The sequence below is a fragment of the Undibacterium pigrum genome, assembly GCF_003201815.1.
GTDB lineage: Bacteria > Pseudomonadota > Gammaproteobacteria > Burkholderiales > Burkholderiaceae_D > Undibacterium > Undibacterium pigrum.
The window spans coordinates 435,710-453,689 of sequence record NZ_QJKB01000003.1; the positions used below are offsets into that span (position 1 = coordinate 435,710).

The following is a 17,980-nucleotide window of genomic DNA, read 5'->3' on the forward strand; positions in this document are numbered from 1 at the left end:
AGAGTAGTACCTGCATCTCCCAGCCTGCTAAATGAATTACATGCAGGCTGGAGTTTCCCCTCCCCCGTTTTACATGCTCCCTTACCGGCTTCCCTTGCCGCCCTCTTTTGATACTGCAGCTTGCCCGTCTTTACTCTTGACTCTGAAGTCAGTGCTCAGCATGGCCTGGTCCAGTAAATAGCTGGCCCTGGTCAGCAAATCCACAGCTCCCAGATAAAAGCGCGGATTGATTTTCTCTACCGTATCGCCAGGCTTATGGTAGTCAGGATGGTCTTCTACCCCAAAATAGATATGTGGTACACCTGCCAGGAAAAAGGGCAAGTGGTCTGACTGTTTGGTCCAGTCATCCTGCCCCTGCTCTGGCCTGTCATGACCGAATTTCAGTTTCACGCCCTGATTGCCGTCCAGGCTCAGCAGTAAATCCTTTAATGCTGGGGTATGGTATGCGCCACTGGCATACAGTTCACCTTTGTCACCACGGGCTATCATGTCAAAGTTAATGTTGATGCCTATGCGTGCCAGGTCGACCACAGGCTTGGCTGCAAACGCCCGCGAGCCGCTGAGCCCCAGCTCCTCGGCATCAAACAGGATATACATGACATCATGCTGCGGCGGCTTCTTTTGCATGGCTTCAGCAATGGCCAATACCGCAGCAACGCCCGATGCATTGTCATCAGCACCATAAAAAATGATGCCAGCACGTTCACCAAGGTGATCATAGTGGGCAGTAATGGCCATCATGGGCGCAGTAGCATGCCCGCTCATGCTGCCGGAGCTGCAAGCCAGGATATTTTTGCCTTTGCGCAAGGCACCCTGGCGGGTTTTGAATTCAAATTCATGGACGAATTCGTCCTTGCAGGGTGTCAGCCCGATTTGCTGCAGGCGGCTGATGATGTAATCACGCGCCAGGGCGTTGCCCTTGCTTTCTGTCGCACGACCTTCCATTTCTGCACTGGCAAGCTTACTGACATCGAGCATGGGCTGCGCTGTTTCCACAATTTCAGCAGCCTGCAAAGGCAAGTGCGCAAGACTAATGGCTAACACAGGGAACAGACTGCATATGGTTTTGGCAAGTTTAAGCATGAACATCCAATTGTGTAAATAAAAGATAAGCATCAGACCAGAGAAAACTACTTTAAGTTCTTCTTGCAGAAAAAGCCATGAGGCACAGCACATTAATGCTCTAATACCAGGCTGCAGACTTAAGCAAGCTTGCAATTACTGGCATTACATGGCATAAACCCCAACCTGAGATTATGCGACAAGGTTTTTAACAATTAAACCGCACTTCTTGTTTACCTGTGATTACGCACCACCAGATTTATCCATTGATGTCGAATTTGAAAAAACTTGTTGTTGATACAGATGCGGGGTTTGAAGCCCTGGCGGCTTCATGGCGTCTGCTGGAAACACAAGTGCCACAGCTCTTGCCCTTCCAGACCTATGACTGGAACCGCGCATGGTGGAAAGTATTCTCCGACTCATCCTGGTATCACAAGGATGAACTGGCGATCTGTACCCTGCATGATGGAGGGCAACTGGTTGCCGTCATGCCGCTGACAAATACCCACGTAGGCTTGCATAGCCTGTTCGTCTATCGCTATGTACGGCCTTTTGGTGCCGACCCCAACCTGACTGAAATCCGCGTACCGCTGGCCTTGCCTGCCTATGATGAAACCATCCTGCAGCAATGGGAAGATTTGTCCAGACAGGAAACCTTTGGGCTGACTGAATTCCAGGTCATCCATACCAGGCAGCATGCTGCGCATTTTCTGGCCAACAATGCGGCGGTTCATCCACTGGAAGCGAGGGATGTGCCCAACTTTATCCTGCATCTGGATGGCAACTGGCCCAGCTTTAAAAGTGGGCTCAAGCGAAATATCAAGGAATCGTTGCGGCGCTGCTATAACTCACTGGCGCGCGATAATCTGCAATTGCGGCTGCAAGTCTGGAAAGGCGCTGAGGCCATCAAGCCGCGCCTGCATGAGTTTTATACCCTGCATGCAGCCCGTGCCAGTGCCACTGATACGGTAGAACACCCCGATTATTTTGCTGATCCAAGGCATTGTGCCTTCATGGCTGCCCTGCTGGACAGCGATTTTGCCAAGCGCATGCATTTGTTCAGCCTGGAACTGGATGGCCACGTGGTCGCCATGCGCCTGGGCTTTGCCATGGGCGAGGAACTGTATCTCTACTATTCAGGCTATGACCTGCAATTTGCCCGCTACAGTGTCATGACTACCTTGCTGGCCGAGATCATACAATGGTCTTACCCGCAAAATTTCAAGCGCATTAATTTATCCGTTGGTGAAGACGTCTCCAAAACCCGCTGGGGACCTAGCGTCACGCACTATGTGGAACATCAATGCGTGAAAAACAATGCCTGGCGCAGAAACCTCGGCAACGGCATTTTGAAGATGCGCAAATTACGCAGGAACTGGTCAGGGAAAAAGACAGACTAAGTGCTGCGCTAAACACGACACATTCTCGCCCCCGCTTCAAGTTTCATCCCCATGTAAAAACGGTTACACTTGCCCTGCTTAACATCCACACAAGCATAGGCTAAGGACTTCACTTGCGCTTCATCCACACTTCAGACTGGCACCTTGGCCAAACCCTGCACAGCATAGAACGCGGGCTTGAGCACCAGCATTTTCTTGACTGGCTGATTGAGACCCTGACACAGCAGCAAGCCGATGCCTTGCTTATCGCGGGCGATATCTTCGACAATGCCAATCCATCTGCTGCCTCACAAAAACAGTTCTACCGGTTTTTGCAGCAAGCCAAGATGCGCCTGCCCAGCCTGAATATCGTCATCATCGCTGGCAACCATGACTCACCCGGCAGGCTGGAAGCACCTGGCCCTCTGCTTGATGGCATGGATATCAGTGTCATCGGCATGGTGCCGCGCCTGGCGGATGGCAGCATCAATGTGGCTGCGATGGTGCTGCCATTGCGACAGAATTCTGAAGTTGTGGCCTGGTGTCTGGCTGTTCCCTTCTTGCGACCCGGCGATGTGCCCCGCGTTGAAAATGCCAGCGATCCTTACATGGCAGGCATCGCCCAGTTGTACAAAGACGTCAGCGACCATGCTTTGAGCTTGCGCCAGCCTGGCCAGGCCATCATCGCCATGGGACATTGCCATATGATAGGCGGCGAAATATCCGAAGACTCTGAGCGCCGTATCGTTATCGGCGGTACTGAAGCCCTGTCTGCCAGCATGTTCGATAGTCACATTACTTATGCTGCGCTGGGGCATTTGCATCTGGCGCAAAGAGTCGGCAAGCAAGAGCATCTGCGTTATTGCGGCAGCCCCCTGCCCCTGTCTTTTTCTGAAGTCGATTACCAGCATCAGGTCTTGTGTGTGGATGTAGCTGCAGACAAGCTCACGCAAGTAAAACCCTTGCCTGTACCACGCGCTGTCCAGCTCCTGCGCATCCCCAAACAGGCAGCCCCCTTGCCTGCTGTACTGGATGCGCTGGACAGTATTGACCTGGCAAATATCGTAGCTAGTGACAAAGGCGCGCAATATGACCCCTATCTTGAAGTCAGGGTGAAACTGGATGCGCCAGAACCTGGCCTGCGTGCCCGCATAGAAAGCTATATCGCTGGCAAACCCTTGCGCCTGCTGAAGATAGACCCGCATTACCCTGGCAAGTCGCAGGATGATGATGCGGATAAAGAAGCCATACAGGACACGCTGGACCGCCTGCACCCTGAAGATATCTTCCGCCGCCTGTACAAGGGCAAATACCAGCAAGAAGCACCGGGCGACATGTTGCAGGCTTTTGGTGAACTCTTGCATGGTGAGGATGGTGCATGAAGATACTTGCCATACGCGGTAAAAACCTGGCTTCGCTGGCCGGTGAATTTGCTGTCGATTTCACGCAGGAACCCTTGCAATCTGCCGGTCTGTTCGCCATCAGCGGCCCCACCGGTGCGGGCAAGAGCACGCTGCTGGATGCCTTGTGCATGGCCTTGTATGAAAACACGCCACGCCTGATCAAGGCAGGCACAACAAAATTGCCGGATGGCGCTGATGCAGTCACCCAGCAAGATACCGGCAACCTGCTCAGACGCGGCACCGGTGAAGGATATGCCGAAGTGGATTTTGTCGGCACTGATGGCAATGCCTATCGTGCGCGCTGGAGTGTGCGTCGCTCGCGCAATAAAGCCACTGGCATCTTGCAGCCCACTGCCATGTCGCTGCACCAGTTACCGCAATTGCAGCCCATAGGTGGCAAGAAGACCGAAGTCAAGGAAGAAATCATCAAGCGTCTTGGCCTCAAGTTTGAGCAATTCACCCGCGCAGTTTTGCTGGCGCAAAATGAGTTTTCCAGTTTTTTGAAAGCCGATGACAATGACCGCGGCGAACTGCTGGAAACCCTGACTGGCAGTGACATTTATGGCCAGATTTCACAGCGCGCCTTTGCCCGCGCCAAACTGGAGCGTGAAGCTCTGGAGCGCTTTCATGTGCGCCTTGCAGATAACAAGCCACTGAGCGCAGAAGAACGCACGCAACTTGACAGTGAGCTCGCCATCAGCAAAAACCGGCTGGAACAACTGGATACACAACTCGCAGAATTACAGCTACACCTGCGCTGGCACGCCGACAATCACAAGCTGATGCAAGCTGAGCAGCAAGCTCAACAGCAATTACAGGTATATGCGCACGAACAGTCTGCGGCAGCACAGCGGGCAGGTTTTCTGCAACAAGTGGAAAGCATACAGGCTGCACGCCCACTGGTGGCTGACATAGAACGCCTGCAGCAGGCAATCCAGAAAGGGCAGGAAGAAATCACCACTGCCCACAACAACATACAGACAGGAACACTGGAAGCACAGGAAAAGCAGCTAGTACTGGAACTGGCACAGCAACAATTGCAGCAGGCAGAACATGCCTTGCAGGAAGCAACACCATTACTGGATGCAGCAAAGGCACTCGACAGTAGCCTTAATGTCTTGCGCAGTAACTGGCTGGCAGCACAACACGCAAAAATACAGGCAGAGCAGGCGCTGGACCATGCGCAGCTACAGCACAAAAACAAGCAAGCCGACCTGGCACAACTGCAGAGGAAACAGCAAGAGCTACAAGCATGGCTAACCCACCATGCAGGCTTGCAAAGTCTGGCCGACAACTGGTCAACCTGGGAACTATTACTGAAGCAGGCAGCCACAGCCAAAAAAGATGCCAGCTACCAGCAACAGAATATGCTGGATTTGCAAAAGCAAAAAGAAAAACAAGAACAGTTGCTGGCCGAGCGTGCCTTGCAAAAACAAGCCAGCGAACAAAACTGGAAACAGGCAGATCATTTGCGTGAAGAGGCCCACAGCAAGCTCGCGAAGTTTGACTTGCCTGGTTTGCAAATGCAAAGACTGGCGCTTGAGCAAAGAAGAGAATTCCTGGCCAGTGCCACAGTCTTACATAAACAGAGACAGGAAGAACTTCAACGTAGCCAGGCTTTACAAGCCCGACAGCAAGCCTGCCTGTCAGCCATACAAACAGTGGATAAATCCATCCACCAGCTTCAGACGCAATTACCGAGCCTGACTGCGGCAAAGGAGCAGGCGCAGAAAAGCCTGCAACTGGCCCAAACTGCCTGCAATGCCAATGTAGAAAGCCTGCGCGATGCCCTGCAGGATGAACAAGCCTGCCCGGTGTGCGGTGCCACTGAACACCCCTACAAAACTGCCAACCCACAATTGCATACCTTGCTGGTACAGTTGGAAAATGAACTCAGGCATTGCCAGCAAACCGAACAAGAAAGTCGCCAGTTACTGGCAACTGCCATGGCTGAAAGCAAGCAGTATCAACAGCAGCAACAGCAATTGCAGCAAGACTTGAATAGCTTGCAGGAACAGCAGCAAGCCACGGAAAAAGCATGGCAGGCACATGGCATTGCAGTGGAACTCACGGCTGAATTGCAGAAAAAAAATATAGCTGGCGAAGAAGTCAGCAACTACTTCACACAACAGCAAACGGATTTGCAAGTGCAACTCCAGCAATTGCAGCAGACCGAGCATGCCTACCAACTGGCAGCACAAGCCAGGGATGCCGCATTTGCCAGCAGCGAAAAAGCAGCTCGTGCCTTGCAAGAGCACAAGGATGCCCATACCTCGCTTGGCCATGCGGTCGATAAATTCACGATTGCACTGACACAAAGCACAGAAAAAGCACAGGAAGCCAGCCAGAAACTTGATGACGCACTTGCCCAGCTAGCGCCTGCATTTGCCGCACAATCAGACGATGGCAGCAGCTGGCAAGATAACTGGCATGCAGCACCTCTGGAATTTCAAAACCAGTGCGCAAGCCATGTACAGCAATGGCAAAGCCATCAACTCAGCTATAGCCAGGGTGGAGAACAACTGGCAAAGCTGCAGTCCGATGTAGAAAAACTGCAGTTACAGTCACAACAATTGGCAGAGCAATTTAACAGCGACAGCAAGCGATATCTGGCAGCAGATACAGAACTCAAACAGCAACAGGCAAAACGCCAGGAATTATTCCAGGGCCGCGCCGTTGGCGAAGCAGAGGCGCACTTCCAACGGACTGTCAGCCAGGCCAGATCATTGCAGCAAACCCGGCAACAAGCTTATGACGATCTGCGCCAGCAAATGGCCCGCCTGTATGAAGCACAGGAACAAATCAGCAAACGCATCACGCAAAACCAGCAGGAACTACAACTCGCCCATGAAAAACTGCATGCCTGGATAGCGCAGCAACAAGCTGTCATGAGCAATCTGGATGAAGCACTACTGCGTGAACTGCTGGCCCATGCCCATGACTGGATCAATGCAGAGCGCCAGGCCATGCAAGCCATTAACAATGCAGTTCAGCAGGCTGCGACTATACTGCACGAACGCAGCCAGCAAAGACAAACACATCTGCAAGAACGCCCGGCTGCACTCAGCTTTACGCTTGCAGTAGCAACGGATGAAGAGGCTGAACAGGAAGAAGTAGCTGAAGTGGCTGCAGCGACTGAAACAAGCGAGGCGGCACATCTGCAATCCCTGCTCAAAGACCTGAGCGAAAGCCGTCAGCATATCCAGCAGGAATACAGCCGTCACCAGCTTGCCCATGCCCAGGATGAAGCCCGCCACCAGCAAGCCAAAGACCTTATCGCCGACATGCAAGGACAGGAAGCGCAAACCCGCTTATGGGCGCAAATGAATGAATTGATAGGTGCTGCTGACGGCAAGAAATTCCGTAACTATGCCCAGCAAATCACACTGGATGTCTTGCTTGCCTACGCCAACCAGCACCTGCACCAGCTCTCACGCCGCTATCGCCTGCAACGCGTGGCAGATACGCTGGCACTGATGGTCATCGACCAGGACATGGGCGATGAACAACGCTCTGTGCATTCATTGTCAGGTGGGGAATCTTTCCTGGTCTCGTTGGCTCTGGCGCTGGGCCTGGCATCGCTGTCGAGCAACCGCATCAAGGTTGAATCCCTGTTCATCGACGAAGGCTTTGGCAGCCTGGACGCCGACACCCTGCGCATCGCCATGGATGCCCTTGACAGCCTGCAAGCCCAGGGCCGCAAAGTGGGCGTGATTTCGCATGTGCAGGAAATGACAGAGAGAATCGCGACCAGGGTGGTCGTGCAGCGGGTGTCCGGGGGAAGTAGTTCGGTGGGCGTGGGATAAAAATCTTCAAGAAGCTTGCTCCTGTAGAGCAACTGCTTATTCTGCATCCTCGTCCGCGGCATAATTGTAAAGATCAAAATCTACTGACAAGTCCAGCTGAGCAACACGCTTTATTAATTCAGCGGACAAGTGCAGACCAGGATTAGAGCCATGATAATAGCCTACGCAGTTAATGCCAGCCTCATACTTCTGGACCAGCGTTTTTATTGCACTCTCGCGAGTTTCAAGAATATCCAGCAACTGGCTTAAATAGTCTTGCAGGAAATTATCTCCCCTTGCAAGCGGACTATCCAATTGCCATAAGCTATGATTTCTCACTTTGCCATTTTGAGATACGTCTCCACGCTCCCGGACTTCGGTAGGTGAAATTTGCATCATGGAACTGATTTCTTCTGAAGAGCAATCATATTTCTGTACCCAGAAATACGCGTAAACATCGCTTCGTACCTTCATATGATTCCAATAAAATAAATACTGAAAATTTGTCCAACGAAACCATAAGTACATGGTCGCGGCTTTACCTTAGCGGTAGTTTTCAAATGCCCACTATTTAAATAGTATCATCAGGCAATTGACAATACCGGCCCGTCATTGCCCAACGCACGAGAGGAAACGAGCATTTCGCTTGCAATTCTATAGCGCATGTAATACCTTCCGGCACAATACAGACTAATGAAAATATCATGATAGACGCACTCATAGCCGGACGCATTTACGGCCAGGTCGAAGAACGCGCAGGGCAAAATGGTTCTGTCTATGTCACTTGCAAAGTAAGAGCATCTACCGATGATGGTGACTTCATTATCTGCAATGTCATCGCCTTCAATGACAAAGTGCGCGAGACCTTGCTGGCCCTGGGTGATGGCGACAGCCTTTCCCTGTCAGGTGCATTGACGCCCAAGGTATGGACGGACAAACAGGGCAAGTCCAGGCCAGCTCTGGATTTGATTGCGCATACAGCAATTACTGCTCACCTGAATACCCAGGACCAGACGACGGGCTGATTTGGCAGCCAGAGGCTGGCATGTTGAATCGCACCAATGTACCGTGCATTTGGATGGCCCCAGTCTGACTTTAATGTAATAACAGTCGACAGCGGCAACGTGCTGGAAGCACCTTGATCTGCAAGCAATGTCGCTGTGTAAAATTAATATAAATTCATGTAATTTATACAAAAATAAAGTAAAAAATAGTTTCCTGACCAGGAAAAAAGCCACAAGAGCATTTGCCAGCTTCAGGCACGGGCGTACTATTCAGCATACGTCCGTGCTCAGGCTTACTGCATCCAAGGGAAAATATGCCAGCTCCAGCCCGCTTATCTCTGTACCGCCAGCAGATATTCATGCGGCTTGTGCAAATGCCTGTACTGATGCTGATGCTGGCATGCCTCTTAAGCCTGTCGAGTGCCACGGTGCAGGCACAAAAGCTGAGCATCTATACCGAAGACTGGCCACCAATGAACTTCAAGACCAAAACCGGTATTGATGGCATGGCGGTCGACATGGTCAGGGCCTTGCAGATGCTGACTGGCAGCAAAGAAAACATACAACTGGTGCCCTGGGCGCGCGGCTACAAGGCCGTGCTGGAAGATGAGAGCGTCATGCTGTTCAGTCTTGGCCGCTCACCTGAGCGTGAAAAACTCATGCATATGCTGGGACCCATCGCCATTTCCAAGACTGCTGTCTACACCCGCAAAGGCGAGGCCGCACGCCTGAAGGCACTTGATAACGACATCTATAAATTGCCGGTGGGCGCTTACCGCGGCAGCATCTTTGCTGATGCGGCAAAAAAGAAAGGTTTCATCAATCTGGCCCAGGCGGACTCGCCCTTGAATTCATCCAAGATGCTGTTTGCCCATCGCTTTGATCTGTGGGTAGAAGGCAGCCTTGCTGTCAATTCCATCTTGCAGGAAAGTGGCCGCACTGCGGCTGACGTGGAAGAAGTCATGGTACTCGACAGCCTGGAATTGTATCTGGCATTTTCCCTGAAGACCCCGGCGACCACGATCACTTCATGGGAAAACGCCTTGCGACAAATGAAGAAGGATGGCAGCTTCCAGAAGATTCATCAAAAGTGGTTGCCGGGTGAAGCACCACCATTGGAGGTGGTCAGGGTTGAGGGTGGCGATAAGCATTAGCCTCCCTCCACTATGCCCAACAATCACCTGCTATTCTCATTGATAGTGCGCAAACCTTGGGGCGAAGCTTTCCAGCTCTACTCTGGCTGCATTGGTGATGAAAGAAACCGTGTGATAACTACCCGTCAGGCTGATGATTTCAAGCATCTGGGCGGCGCTATAGTATTGCGTCAATGCTATCCATAAAGCATCGCTGATGCCTGAGCTATCGTGCAGTTCATCCACTGCCTTCAGCAGTAAAATTTCTTTGGCCAATAGCGATCCAAGGTCAGGATCAGGATTAAGCGTGACAGCGATATCAGCCTTGCTCAGACTGGCCTTTTCTGCAAACAGGGCGACATGTACTCCCCATTCATATTCAGAACCGCAGCGGGCGCAAGTGCGCAGGATGATCAATTCACGCTCTCTTAATTCTATTGATCCCTTATCCAGTAAATTACCGGCGAACATACGTTGTAATACCCTTTTGTTATGTGCCTGGGTGCGAAATAATTTCAACGGTGCCATACCGGGTGGCATGATGCGCTGGAAGGCTTCAGCGACTTCAGCTTCATAAGGCGGCTCTAATGGAGCAATTCTGGTCATTGACATCTGGTTCTCCCAAAAAGAAAAAAACATGTTCACGCACGCAGACATATGCCTGCCTTGCCTTGATAAGAGTCACGCAGTGGTACAATCCAACACCGCTACGTTATTAGTAGCATACCGCTACATTTAATGTAGCGCAAGGAGAAATATGACAACACCAAAACCCCGGCAGCCCGTCAGGGGCTCGCAGAGTGGCCGTCCCATCATGGCTTTGCTGGATTTGCTGGGCAGGCGCTGGGCGCTGCGCATGATCTGGGAATTACGTGGCGATCCCCTGAGTTTCAGGGAATTGCGCGAGCGCTGCGATGACATGTCGCCGACAGTGCTGAACCAGCGCCTGCGCGAATTGCGCGACACCCGCATCATAGAAATGGCGACAAGCGGGGGCTATTGCCTTAGCCGCTCAGGGCAAAGTCTGGTGCATGCCATGTTGCCCTTGCTGGCCTGGTCAGAAGAATGGCAGCAGATGCTGGATCTGCATGCTGAAGAAAAAGAAAAAGAAAAAGAAATAGAAAAAGAATAAGCGCAATAACAAGCCTGTTTGCGAGGCCTACTTCATGCTCTGCAAAATGCCCTCCACCCAGGCCATCAATTTACTGTCATCGGCCATATTGCCAGTGTAGGGAATGCCGGGAACAAAGGGCTCCCTGGCCGCCTCGGCCACCAGGTAATAGGCTGCGGGGATGTATATATAACCGCGCTCACTGGGTAACTTGAAACGGTCAATTTCACCATAGGGTGAATAGCCCAGCGTGCTTTCGCCGAGGATGGCATTGCCTGGGATAGCCTTGATTTGTTGCAGGAAGTTCATGCATGAGCTAAAGCAGTTTCGATCTATGACGGCGGCAATGCGTGGACCAGCTGGTTTGGAGCCAAGTGCTGCCAGCAGTGTCTGCGGGTTTTGCCTGTCATCGCCACTGACGAGAGCGGTATGCTTGCCAGCCGCCAGCGCTGCCTCCAGCTTGGGGATCATTTTCTCGAATACAGTCTTGCTGGCTGCAAAATTAGGGTCGGCTGCGTAATTTTTTGCCCAGGCGATACTCTCCTTGCTGGCGACCATGAACTTGGCATAGCCACCCATGCTGCTCAGTTGATCGCTGTAACTTTCGCCAAACAAGGCAGCCAGTGCACGTGTGCCCCAGCTTGAATCACCACCGCCATTACCACGCAGGTCAAAGATAATCCATTTGTCCTGCTTTAATTTCTCCAGGCTGGCATACACTTTTTCATAGGCCTTGCCGCCGTCCTTGACACCAAAGCTGGGCATGCCTACCCAGTGCATGCTCTTGCCAAGCGGGTACACACCGACATCCCTGGCAAGCGCGACATAGTTTTTGCGTACTTCAAGAATATGCTTTTCACTGATGCTGCCACTGTCCTGCAGTGCCTGCATGGGCAGGGCAAACTCCTGCACGCGACCATCTGCCAGTTTGAATACACAACGCTGCGGCGCCAGCCCAAGGCCGCGTTCAAACATCATGTTGCGCGCAGCTTCGCTGACACTGCTGGCATATTCTGGCGCATGACTCTGATAAGGCATGACTTTGGTCTGCAAGTAAGTGCCAAGCCAGACACCATCGCAGCTTTGTACAGTCGCACCTTGGGCAGGCAGAGGATAGGGCCAGTTTTTCTCTGACCAGATCACCTTGAACTGGCCGTCGACGCGGTCTATCACCAGGCCAGTCCAGCCTGTGCGTTTCAATTGCAGATTGATACCGGTATGCGGGTCACCAAAACCGTAAATGAAACGGCTGATAGTGCGTAAATAATCTTGCTCATCGCGCGCTGCCGCAGCTTCGGCCAACGCCACTGGCAAACCATTTTTCAGTGCTTCCGCAACATGCAAATGCCCGGCCACAGCACCTATATGTTTGCTGGCCAAGGTATGCGCAGCAAACTCCACGTCTTGCCGGGTAATGACTGGCCATTCCGGTGGCGCGGCCTGGGCTGTACTGAGCATCAGGATAGATGTGGCTAAAATCCCTGCCATGCCTGGCTGTTTTTTATTCATGACCTGGTGTCCCTGTTTTTATAATGGGCTTGTGCAAAATCAGGACGTGCACCTCTGAGTATGCGACAACACACCAGTGTAGCCCAAGATGATTTACACTAGCAGCTCTGACAGCCGACGAAGAAAAATATATGTTTTTCGTTTTTGCAAGCACCTTCTTATTTCCCTCATGCTGAAATCCATACTCTGCGCCACATTATTCTCTACTCAGATACTGGCCGCTCATGCTGCTGTCACGCCAGCCGCGCCAGCCAAGCCAGATGTGGCGGCAATTGCCTTCAAGGAAGGTAATTTCGCACTGGCTTTCCAGGACTGGAGTCTGCGTGCAGAAGGCGGCGAAGCCGCGGCTCAGCACAATCTGGGCAACCTTTATCTGAGCGGCAAAGGCCCGGACAAGGACGAAGCCAAGGCCATGGAGTGGTTTCGCAAAGCTGCCGATGCCGGTTATGCGCGCGCGCAATTCAATCTGGCAGAAGGTTACCGCCTGGGTGTAGGCATAGAAAAAGATATTGCCCAGGCAATATCCTGGTATAAAAAAGCGGCAGACCAGGGCCTGGCAAGCGCCCAGGTAACGCTGGGCATCTGTCATGAACTGGGTCTGGGCATGCCCAAGGACATCGCCGCAGCCAGCAAGTTGTACAGGGCCGCAGCAGACCAGCATGATGCCGAAGCAGAATTCCGTCTGGCCCGTATTTTTGCTTTAGGCCTGGGGACTGAAGTTGATCAACGTGTTGCCAATATCTATGCAAGCCAGGCGGCTGAGCAGGGTCATGCACAGGCGCAAACTTATCTCGCTACCCAATACCTGTCTGGCAATGGTGTGCCGCGCGATGTCAACCTGGCGATACACTTGCTGGCGCAAGCAGCCCGCCAGGGCCATGCACGAGCATTTGCCTGGCTGGGCAATATCTATAGCGAAGGCAATGGCATCAGTGCTGACCTGCCACGCGCCTACCTGTATTTCAGTATCGCCGACAAGCTCGATACTGAAAAAGAAATGCAGGACATGCCCAACAAACAAAAACTGGGCCTGGCATTTCGCCTGAAAACCGAGGACATACAGCAAGCTGTCACCCTGGCTGGTGAATGGCAACCCGGCACATGGCCACCCAAGCTGGTCTTGCCCGCCCTCAGCAACAACAAAGCCAAACCTGAGGTTTACCAGGGCGAAGTCTATTATTTAAAGAATTGACAACAGTCAGCATGCATATCTGATCAGGCGCTGCCTGTCGTACAAAGCAGCGCGCCTGCCCAGCCAGGAACTTGCCCGCCTTGTCATAAGCTGCGGGTATATTCATGCAGCTGACTTTTTGCAATGACTACGTAAAGAATACATCTCATGCACGGCACAAACTCAACACTAACTCGTTTCCAGGCCAGCAATCTGATGCTGCGCACCCGCAGCAGACTGCTGGTCCTGCTACTGGCAACTGCCATGCAAGCCTGTGCACAGACGCAGGACACAGCACCGGTCTCTGGCATCAATGATGGCCCTTATGCTGTCTACCAGTCTCCTGCCAGCCCCGATACAGCCGGGCTGGACGTCAGCTGGGTCTGCGATGACAAACTACAAAAGCAAAGCTTTACCAGTTCTGGCAACATCAGCCTGCCTGCCCCTTGTGGCTACCCGCAGAAACTAAGTATACGTCCGGCAGAAACCAGCTTCCCTGCAAGTATCAAATTCAAGGCAGACAAAGTTGCTGCCATCAGCGATATCCATGGTCAGTTTGAGCTCATGCTCAAACTCTTGCAGGGCAATGGAATCATCAACCAGGACTGGCAATGGACATTTGGTACAGGTCATCTTGTCATCGCTGGCGATGTGCTGGACCGCGGCCCCAAAGTCACTGAAGCACTGTGGCTATTGTATGCGCTCGAAGCCCAGGCAAAAGCCGCGGGTGGTGCAGTACATCTGCTATTGGGCAATCACGAGGCTATTAGCATGGCTGGCGACGTGCGCTATCTCAACAAGAAATATGTCACCGTCGCCCAGCACCTGAATACCAGTTATCAGCAAATGCTGGACAACAGCAGCGTACTGGGGCGCTGGCTGCGCAGCAAACCTGTCATTGTCCAGGTCAACGACACGCTCTTCATGCACGGTGGCCTGCATCCTGACCACCAGAATCTTAATATGAGCCTGGAACAAGTGAATGAAAAATACCGCCAGACCCTGGGCCTGAGCAAGGCACAAGTGAAAGCGGATTCCGCGCTCGACTGGCTGTATGGCAGCATGGGCCCGCTGTGGTATCGCGGCTATTTCAATGCGCCGAAACTGTCAGGTGAGGATCTTAACAAGGTCTTGCAACAACTCAAGGTAGAACGCATCATTGTTGGTCACACCACCATGAATGGCGTGTATTCCCACTACCAGGGTAAAGTCATTTCCATAGACTCCGGCATCAAGGGCGGCGTCAAAGGTGAAATGCTGTTCTGGGATAAAGGCCAGCTCAGCAAGGCTGGCGCAGATGGGCAAAAAGTGGCGGTGCCGGATGCACCGGAAAAGCGCAAGGATGCGAGTGATTAAATCGTAATTCAGACCGGTGTAAACTTTTGGTATAGGGCCATTGCATTGCGCGGCATGTTTGCGTGATCAACTGATCGTACTCTTTTCACGGTATCATCCGGCGTATTACGATACGCCCTACGATATACAAATTGCAGACTTAAGCGGTTGATCTTATTTTGAGGGTTTGCATTCAAGCCCCCAGTAATCCATTTGTTCTAATTTTTCTTCTACAGGAAGTGCTTGCAGCTCCAAACAAGCACCGTAATTCCCGTAGATTTTCCGGCTAACCGGATCTTGATAACTCCAATCGAGGATATCTTTTTTCTTAACCGATATAGTCTGTCCAAGTTTCGCATTCCTAATTTGAACAGGAATTGTTGTCAAACTCCCGACATAAAAATCTCCAGCCTTACGAACGTCACCAAGCCAAAAAATCTCTTTCCTCTTACCATCCCGGACTATGACTAAGAGACGCGGATATATTCCGTAAGACTTATTGGCCAGCGCCGCATCAAAATACACCAACGTCGTCTTCACGTCATTGTCCATTGAAGGAGGAGCTGCAAAACTTGTGAGCGCCACAAAGAAAATCGAGCAAGTGGCGATCACTTTTCTGAACAAAGGTACGGCTAACATAGATTTTCCCGGTTAGTTACCCAATTCTTGTGACGATCACCCCAGCAACACCCTCTTCACCACCCCACAAATCTCATCCACATCCCCTACCGTCAACCCCACATGCAAAGGCAGCGTGACCGTCTCGCGGGCGATGCGTTCGGCGTTCGGGAACATGCCTTCGGCATAGCCAAAACCCTTGCCTACTGTCGTCAAATGGCAGGCTTCATAAGAGACGCCTGTGCCTATGCCAGCCTCATGCAGGGCTGCGCGGAAGCTGTTGCGGGTATGACCGAAATTTTCATAGGGGATGAGCACGCAAAACATATTCCAGGTTTGCCCTGGTTGGCCTTGTGGCGGCAATACGATGCCAGGGATGACTGGGAAGCTGGTGAAATAACGTTCAGCCAATACCTGACGCTGCGCCATGAAGTCGTCGAACTGAGTAAGCTGATGCAGGCCGATGACGGCGGATACATCTGACATATTGAACTTGCCGCTGGCTTCAACCACATCACGGGTCTGGTCTGGCAATTTGGCAATGCCGTGGAAGCGCAAGACATCTACCCGTTGCGCTTCTGCTTCATCATTGACGACGATGGCCCCACCTTCTATCGTAGTCATGTTTTTATTGGGATGAAAGCTGAACGTAGCGATATCACCAAAAGAACCCACGGACTTGCCCTGCCATTGTGAACCCTGCACCAGGGCGGCATCTTCAATCACCCGCAACTGATATTTTTTGGCCAGTGCATACAAGACATCCATGTCGCCCAGTGCACCAGGGAAATGGGTGGGCATGATGGCCCTGGTCTTGGGTGTAATGGCAGCTTCGACCTGGGCCAGGTCGATGGCGCGGCTCTGCAGATCACAATCGACAAACACTGGCTTGGCACCGCACTTGACGATCATGTTCATGGCCGAGAAAAAGCTTTGTGCTGAAGTGATGACTTCATCGCCCTCGCCTATATCGCACAGGGCCAGTGCGACTTCCATGGCGCCCGTGGCCGAGGTCAGCAACCTGGTGGGCCGGTTGCCAAAGGTGCGCGACAAGGCCTGTTCCAGCTCTGTCACTTTGGGGCCGGTAGCAATCCAGTTGGAGCGCAACACATCGGCTACAGCCTGTATACTGGCTTCTGATAATTGTGGCTGGGCGAACTTGTAGTAGGTGGGTGAGGTCATGGCGGAATTGAAAGCTGAAAATCGAAGGGCTATTGTAGCTGAAGATTTTTTGTACAGTTTTACTTTGAGGACGACGCCAGTCAAACCGTCTGTCCGGAAAACAGCCTGAGCCTGGCGCAAGCCGCGACCAGCAACATGGCAATACCCAGGCCTGCAAATGCCATATTCAAACTGAAAGCATGGGCAACAAAGCCTATCAGCGCCGGGCCTGCCAGCACGCCTGCATAGCCTATGGTGGTGATGGCACCGATGGCCAGGCTGGCGGGCATGGCATGTTGCTTGCCAGCGGCACTAAACAGGATGGGAACGATGTTCGATGCACCTATACCTATCAAGATGAAACCCAGGACGGCAATGACGGGAGATGCCGCCAGCACGGCCGCAAAAAAACCGGCAGCAGCGCAAATACCACCAGCCAGCATGACCAGTTTGCCACCAAAGCGTTGCACCACACGATCGCCCGTCAGGCGTCCCAGTGTCATGGCGACCGAGAATGCGGCATAGCCTATGCCACCCTGCCCGGCATCCATACCCCGGCCTGCAGTCAGCAATAGTGCGCCCCAGTCCAGCAAGGCACCTTCTGCCAGAAAGACGATGAAACACAAGACGCCGATGAAGATAACTGCGCCATGCGGCATGACGAATTGCGGGCCATCACGCTCAGATGCTTCCAGCTCGTGCAGCAAGTGGGGGCTGGCAAGGGCAAGCATGCTGGCGACCAGCAAGCTGAGGCAAATACTGGCAGCCAGCGTATTCATGCCCAGCCATAACAGCAGGGCCATGGTGCCAGCACCGAGAAAACCACCGGCACTAAACATGCCATGAAAACCAGACATCAGTGCAGCACCGTTATTTCTTTCGACGATGACTGCCTGTATGTTCATGGCGACATCCAGTGTGCCCACGGCAGCACCAAACATGAATAGCGTCAGGCCAAACAGCAGCGGGCTACTGACTATCGCCAGGCAAGGCAGGATAAGGCAAGTCAGCGCACCTGTCATCAAGATCACCAGTCGGCAGCCAAAACGCGCCGACAGCATGCCCGTCATGGGCATGGCGCATAAAGAGCCAGCACCCAGGCACAGCAAAAGCAAACCCAGTGCCGCCTCATCCAGGGCCAGCCTGTCCTTGGCAAACGGCACCAGTGGTGCCCAGGCAGAAACTACGAGGCCAGCCGCCAGAAAAGTCAGCCGGGTGGAGAGAGCTTGTCGGGGTTGAACTTGATGATGGGGATAGTTGATTGTTTTACCTGGTATCTCAGACATGGAATGCTTTGCGGTTTACTGTA

General features: G+C 52.5%; 15 protein-coding genes. 8 read left to right on the forward strand and 7 right to left on the reverse strand.

What is annotated here, in order from left to right; genetic code table 11:
* Window positions 1-81 precede the first annotated feature (81 nt).
* Entirely contained in the window at window positions 82-1,083 is a 1,002-nt protein-coding gene (locus DFR42_RS12860) for a M20/M25/M40 family metallo-hydrolase (protein ID WP_170133504.1), read from the reverse strand.
* Between the two features lie 218 nt (window positions 1,084-1,301).
* Here DFR42_RS12860 and DFR42_RS12865 point away from each other — a divergent pair, with 218 nt between their 5' ends.
* From DFR42_RS12865 to DFR42_RS12875, 3 genes are all read left to right on the forward strand, one after another.
* The gene (locus tag DFR42_RS12865; RefSeq protein ID WP_211324294.1) at window positions 1,302-2,462 is read left to right on the forward strand and encodes a GNAT family N-acetyltransferase; all 1,161 of its coding nucleotides are present in this window, start codon (window positions 1,302-1,304) and stop codon (window positions 2,460-2,462) included.
* Window positions 2,463-2,575: 113 nt separating this feature from the next.
* Window positions 2,576-3,823 carry an exonuclease SbcCD subunit D C-terminal domain-containing protein gene (locus DFR42_RS12870; protein WP_110255367.1) on the forward strand — a complete coding sequence of 416 codons (1,248 nt, stop codon included), beginning with the start codon at window positions 2,576-2,578 and terminating at the stop codon, window positions 3,821-3,823.
* Window positions 3,820-7,650 (forward strand): SbcC/MukB-like Walker B domain-containing protein, encoded by a 3,831-nt coding sequence (locus DFR42_RS12875; protein WP_110255368.1) that lies wholly within the window; start codon window positions 3,820-3,822, stop codon window positions 7,648-7,650. The genes DFR42_RS12870 and DFR42_RS12875 overlap by 4 nt, the downstream gene beginning before the upstream one ends.
* A gap of 36 nt (window positions 7,651-7,686) precedes the next feature.
* On the opposite strand, the gene DFR42_RS12880 is transcribed toward DFR42_RS12875, so the two are convergent.
* Window positions 7,687-8,103 carry a DUF4279 domain-containing protein gene (locus tag DFR42_RS12880; protein ID WP_170133505.1) on the reverse strand — a complete coding sequence of 139 codons (417 nt, stop codon included), beginning with the start codon at window positions 8,101-8,103 and terminating at the stop codon, window positions 7,687-7,689.
* A 230-nt stretch (window positions 8,104-8,333) separates the two neighbouring features.
* On the opposite strand from DFR42_RS12880, the gene DFR42_RS12885 reads away from it, so the two are divergent.
* Together DFR42_RS12885 and DFR42_RS12890 are read left to right on the forward strand one after the other, a co-directional pair.
* On the forward strand, window positions 8,334-8,654 hold the full coding sequence (locus DFR42_RS12885; protein WP_110255370.1) for a single-stranded DNA-binding protein: 321 nt from the start codon (window positions 8,334-8,336) through the stop codon (window positions 8,652-8,654).
* 338 nt (window positions 8,655-8,992) lie between these two features.
* Window positions 8,993-9,787 (forward strand): substrate-binding periplasmic protein, encoded by a 795-nt coding sequence (locus DFR42_RS12890; RefSeq protein WP_211324295.1) that lies wholly within the window; start codon window positions 8,993-8,995, stop codon window positions 9,785-9,787.
* A 36-nt stretch (window positions 9,788-9,823) separates the two neighbouring features.
* Here the strand turns inward: DFR42_RS12890 and DFR42_RS12895 are convergent, their stop codons facing one another.
* Entirely contained in the window at window positions 9,824-10,378 is a 555-nt protein-coding gene (locus DFR42_RS12895) for a carboxymuconolactone decarboxylase family protein (protein ID WP_110255561.1), read from the reverse strand.
* A 145-nt stretch (window positions 10,379-10,523) separates the two neighbouring features.
* On the opposite strand from DFR42_RS12895, the gene DFR42_RS12900 reads away from it, so the two are divergent.
* Window positions 10,524-10,898 (forward strand): winged helix-turn-helix transcriptional regulator, encoded by a 375-nt coding sequence (locus DFR42_RS12900; RefSeq protein ID WP_110255372.1) that lies wholly within the window; start codon window positions 10,524-10,526, stop codon window positions 10,896-10,898.
* A 27-nt stretch (window positions 10,899-10,925) separates the two neighbouring features.
* Here DFR42_RS12900 and DFR42_RS12905 read toward each other — a convergent pair whose 3' ends face one another.
* Window positions 10,926-12,386 carry a S41 family peptidase gene (locus tag DFR42_RS12905; protein WP_110255373.1) on the reverse strand — a complete coding sequence of 487 codons (1,461 nt, stop codon included), beginning with the start codon at window positions 12,384-12,386 and terminating at the stop codon, window positions 10,926-10,928.
* A 169-nt stretch (window positions 12,387-12,555) separates the two neighbouring features.
* Here DFR42_RS12905 and DFR42_RS12910 point away from each other — a divergent pair, with 169 nt between their 5' ends.
* Both DFR42_RS12910 and DFR42_RS12915 read left to right on the forward strand, forming a co-directional pair.
* Window positions 12,556-13,578 carry a tetratricopeptide repeat protein gene (locus tag DFR42_RS12910; RefSeq protein WP_170133506.1) on the forward strand — a complete coding sequence of 341 codons (1,023 nt, stop codon included), beginning with the start codon at window positions 12,556-12,558 and terminating at the stop codon, window positions 13,576-13,578.
* A 147-nt stretch (window positions 13,579-13,725) separates the two neighbouring features.
* A complete protein-coding gene (locus DFR42_RS12915) occupies window positions 13,726-14,913 on the forward strand; it encodes a metallophosphoesterase (RefSeq protein ID WP_110255375.1) in 1,188 nt (395 codons plus the stop codon).
* Between the two features lie 153 nt (window positions 14,914-15,066).
* Here DFR42_RS12915 and DFR42_RS12920 read toward each other — a convergent pair whose 3' ends face one another.
* The 3 genes from DFR42_RS12920 to DFR42_RS12930 all read right to left on the reverse strand — a co-directional run bounded on the left by DFR42_RS12920 (window position 15,067) and on the right by DFR42_RS12930 (window position 17,957).
* Window positions 15,067-15,531 (reverse strand): DUF2314 domain-containing protein, encoded by a 465-nt coding sequence (locus DFR42_RS12920; RefSeq protein WP_110255376.1) that lies wholly within the window; start codon window positions 15,529-15,531, stop codon window positions 15,067-15,069.
* A 36-nt stretch (window positions 15,532-15,567) separates the two neighbouring features.
* Complete coding sequence (locus DFR42_RS12925) at window positions 15,568-16,692, reverse strand: DegT/DnrJ/EryC1/StrS family aminotransferase (protein WP_110255377.1); 1,125 nt, start codon at window positions 16,690-16,692, stop codon at window positions 15,568-15,570.
* Between the two features lie 80 nt (window positions 16,693-16,772).
* Window positions 16,773-17,957, reverse strand: a complete 1,185-nt coding sequence (locus DFR42_RS12930) for an MFS transporter (protein WP_245936947.1) — start codon at window positions 17,955-17,957, stop codon at window positions 16,773-16,775.
* Window positions 17,958-17,980 lie beyond the last annotated feature (23 nt).

Bases quoted from the DNA above. Each gene is read 5' to 3' on its own strand.
- DFR42_RS12860 (WP_170133504.1), bottom strand. From the start codon at position 1,083: ATGCTTAAACTTGCCAAAACCATATGCAGTCTGTTCCCTGTGTTAGCC.
- DFR42_RS12905 (WP_110255373.1), bottom strand. From the start codon at position 12,386: ATGAATAAAAAACAGCCAGGCATGGCAGGGATTTTAGCCACATCTATC.
- DFR42_RS12930 (WP_245936947.1), bottom strand. From the start codon at position 17,957: ATGTCTGAGATACCAGGTAAAACAATCAACTATCCCCATCATCAAGTT.
- DFR42_RS12920 (WP_110255376.1), bottom strand. From the start codon at position 15,531: ATGTTAGCCGTACCTTTGTTCAGAAAAGTGATCGCCACTTGCTCGATT.
- DFR42_RS12915 (WP_110255375.1), top strand. From the start codon at position 13,726: ATGCACGGCACAAACTCAACACTAACTCGTTTCCAGGCCAGCAATCTG.
- DFR42_RS12910 (WP_170133506.1), top strand. From the start codon at position 12,556: ATGCTGAAATCCATACTCTGCGCCACATTATTCTCTACTCAGATACTG.
- DFR42_RS12895 (WP_110255561.1), bottom strand. From the start codon at position 10,378: ATGTCAATGACCAGAATTGCTCCATTAGAGCCGCCTTATGAAGCTGAA.
- DFR42_RS12900 (WP_110255372.1), top strand. From the start codon at position 10,524: ATGACAACACCAAAACCCCGGCAGCCCGTCAGGGGCTCGCAGAGTGGC.
- DFR42_RS12925 (WP_110255377.1), bottom strand. From the start codon at position 16,692: ATGACCTCACCCACCTACTACAAGTTCGCCCAGCCACAATTATCAGAA.
- DFR42_RS12875 (WP_110255368.1), top strand. From the start codon at position 3,820: ATGAAGATACTTGCCATACGCGGTAAAAACCTGGCTTCGCTGGCCGGT.
- DFR42_RS12880 (WP_170133505.1), bottom strand. From the start codon at position 8,103: ATGAAGGTACGAAGCGATGTTTACGCGTATTTCTGGGTACAGAAATAT.
- DFR42_RS12885 (WP_110255370.1), top strand. From the start codon at position 8,334: ATGATAGACGCACTCATAGCCGGACGCATTTACGGCCAGGTCGAAGAA.
- DFR42_RS12890 (WP_211324295.1), top strand. From the start codon at position 8,993: ATGCGGCTTGTGCAAATGCCTGTACTGATGCTGATGCTGGCATGCCTC.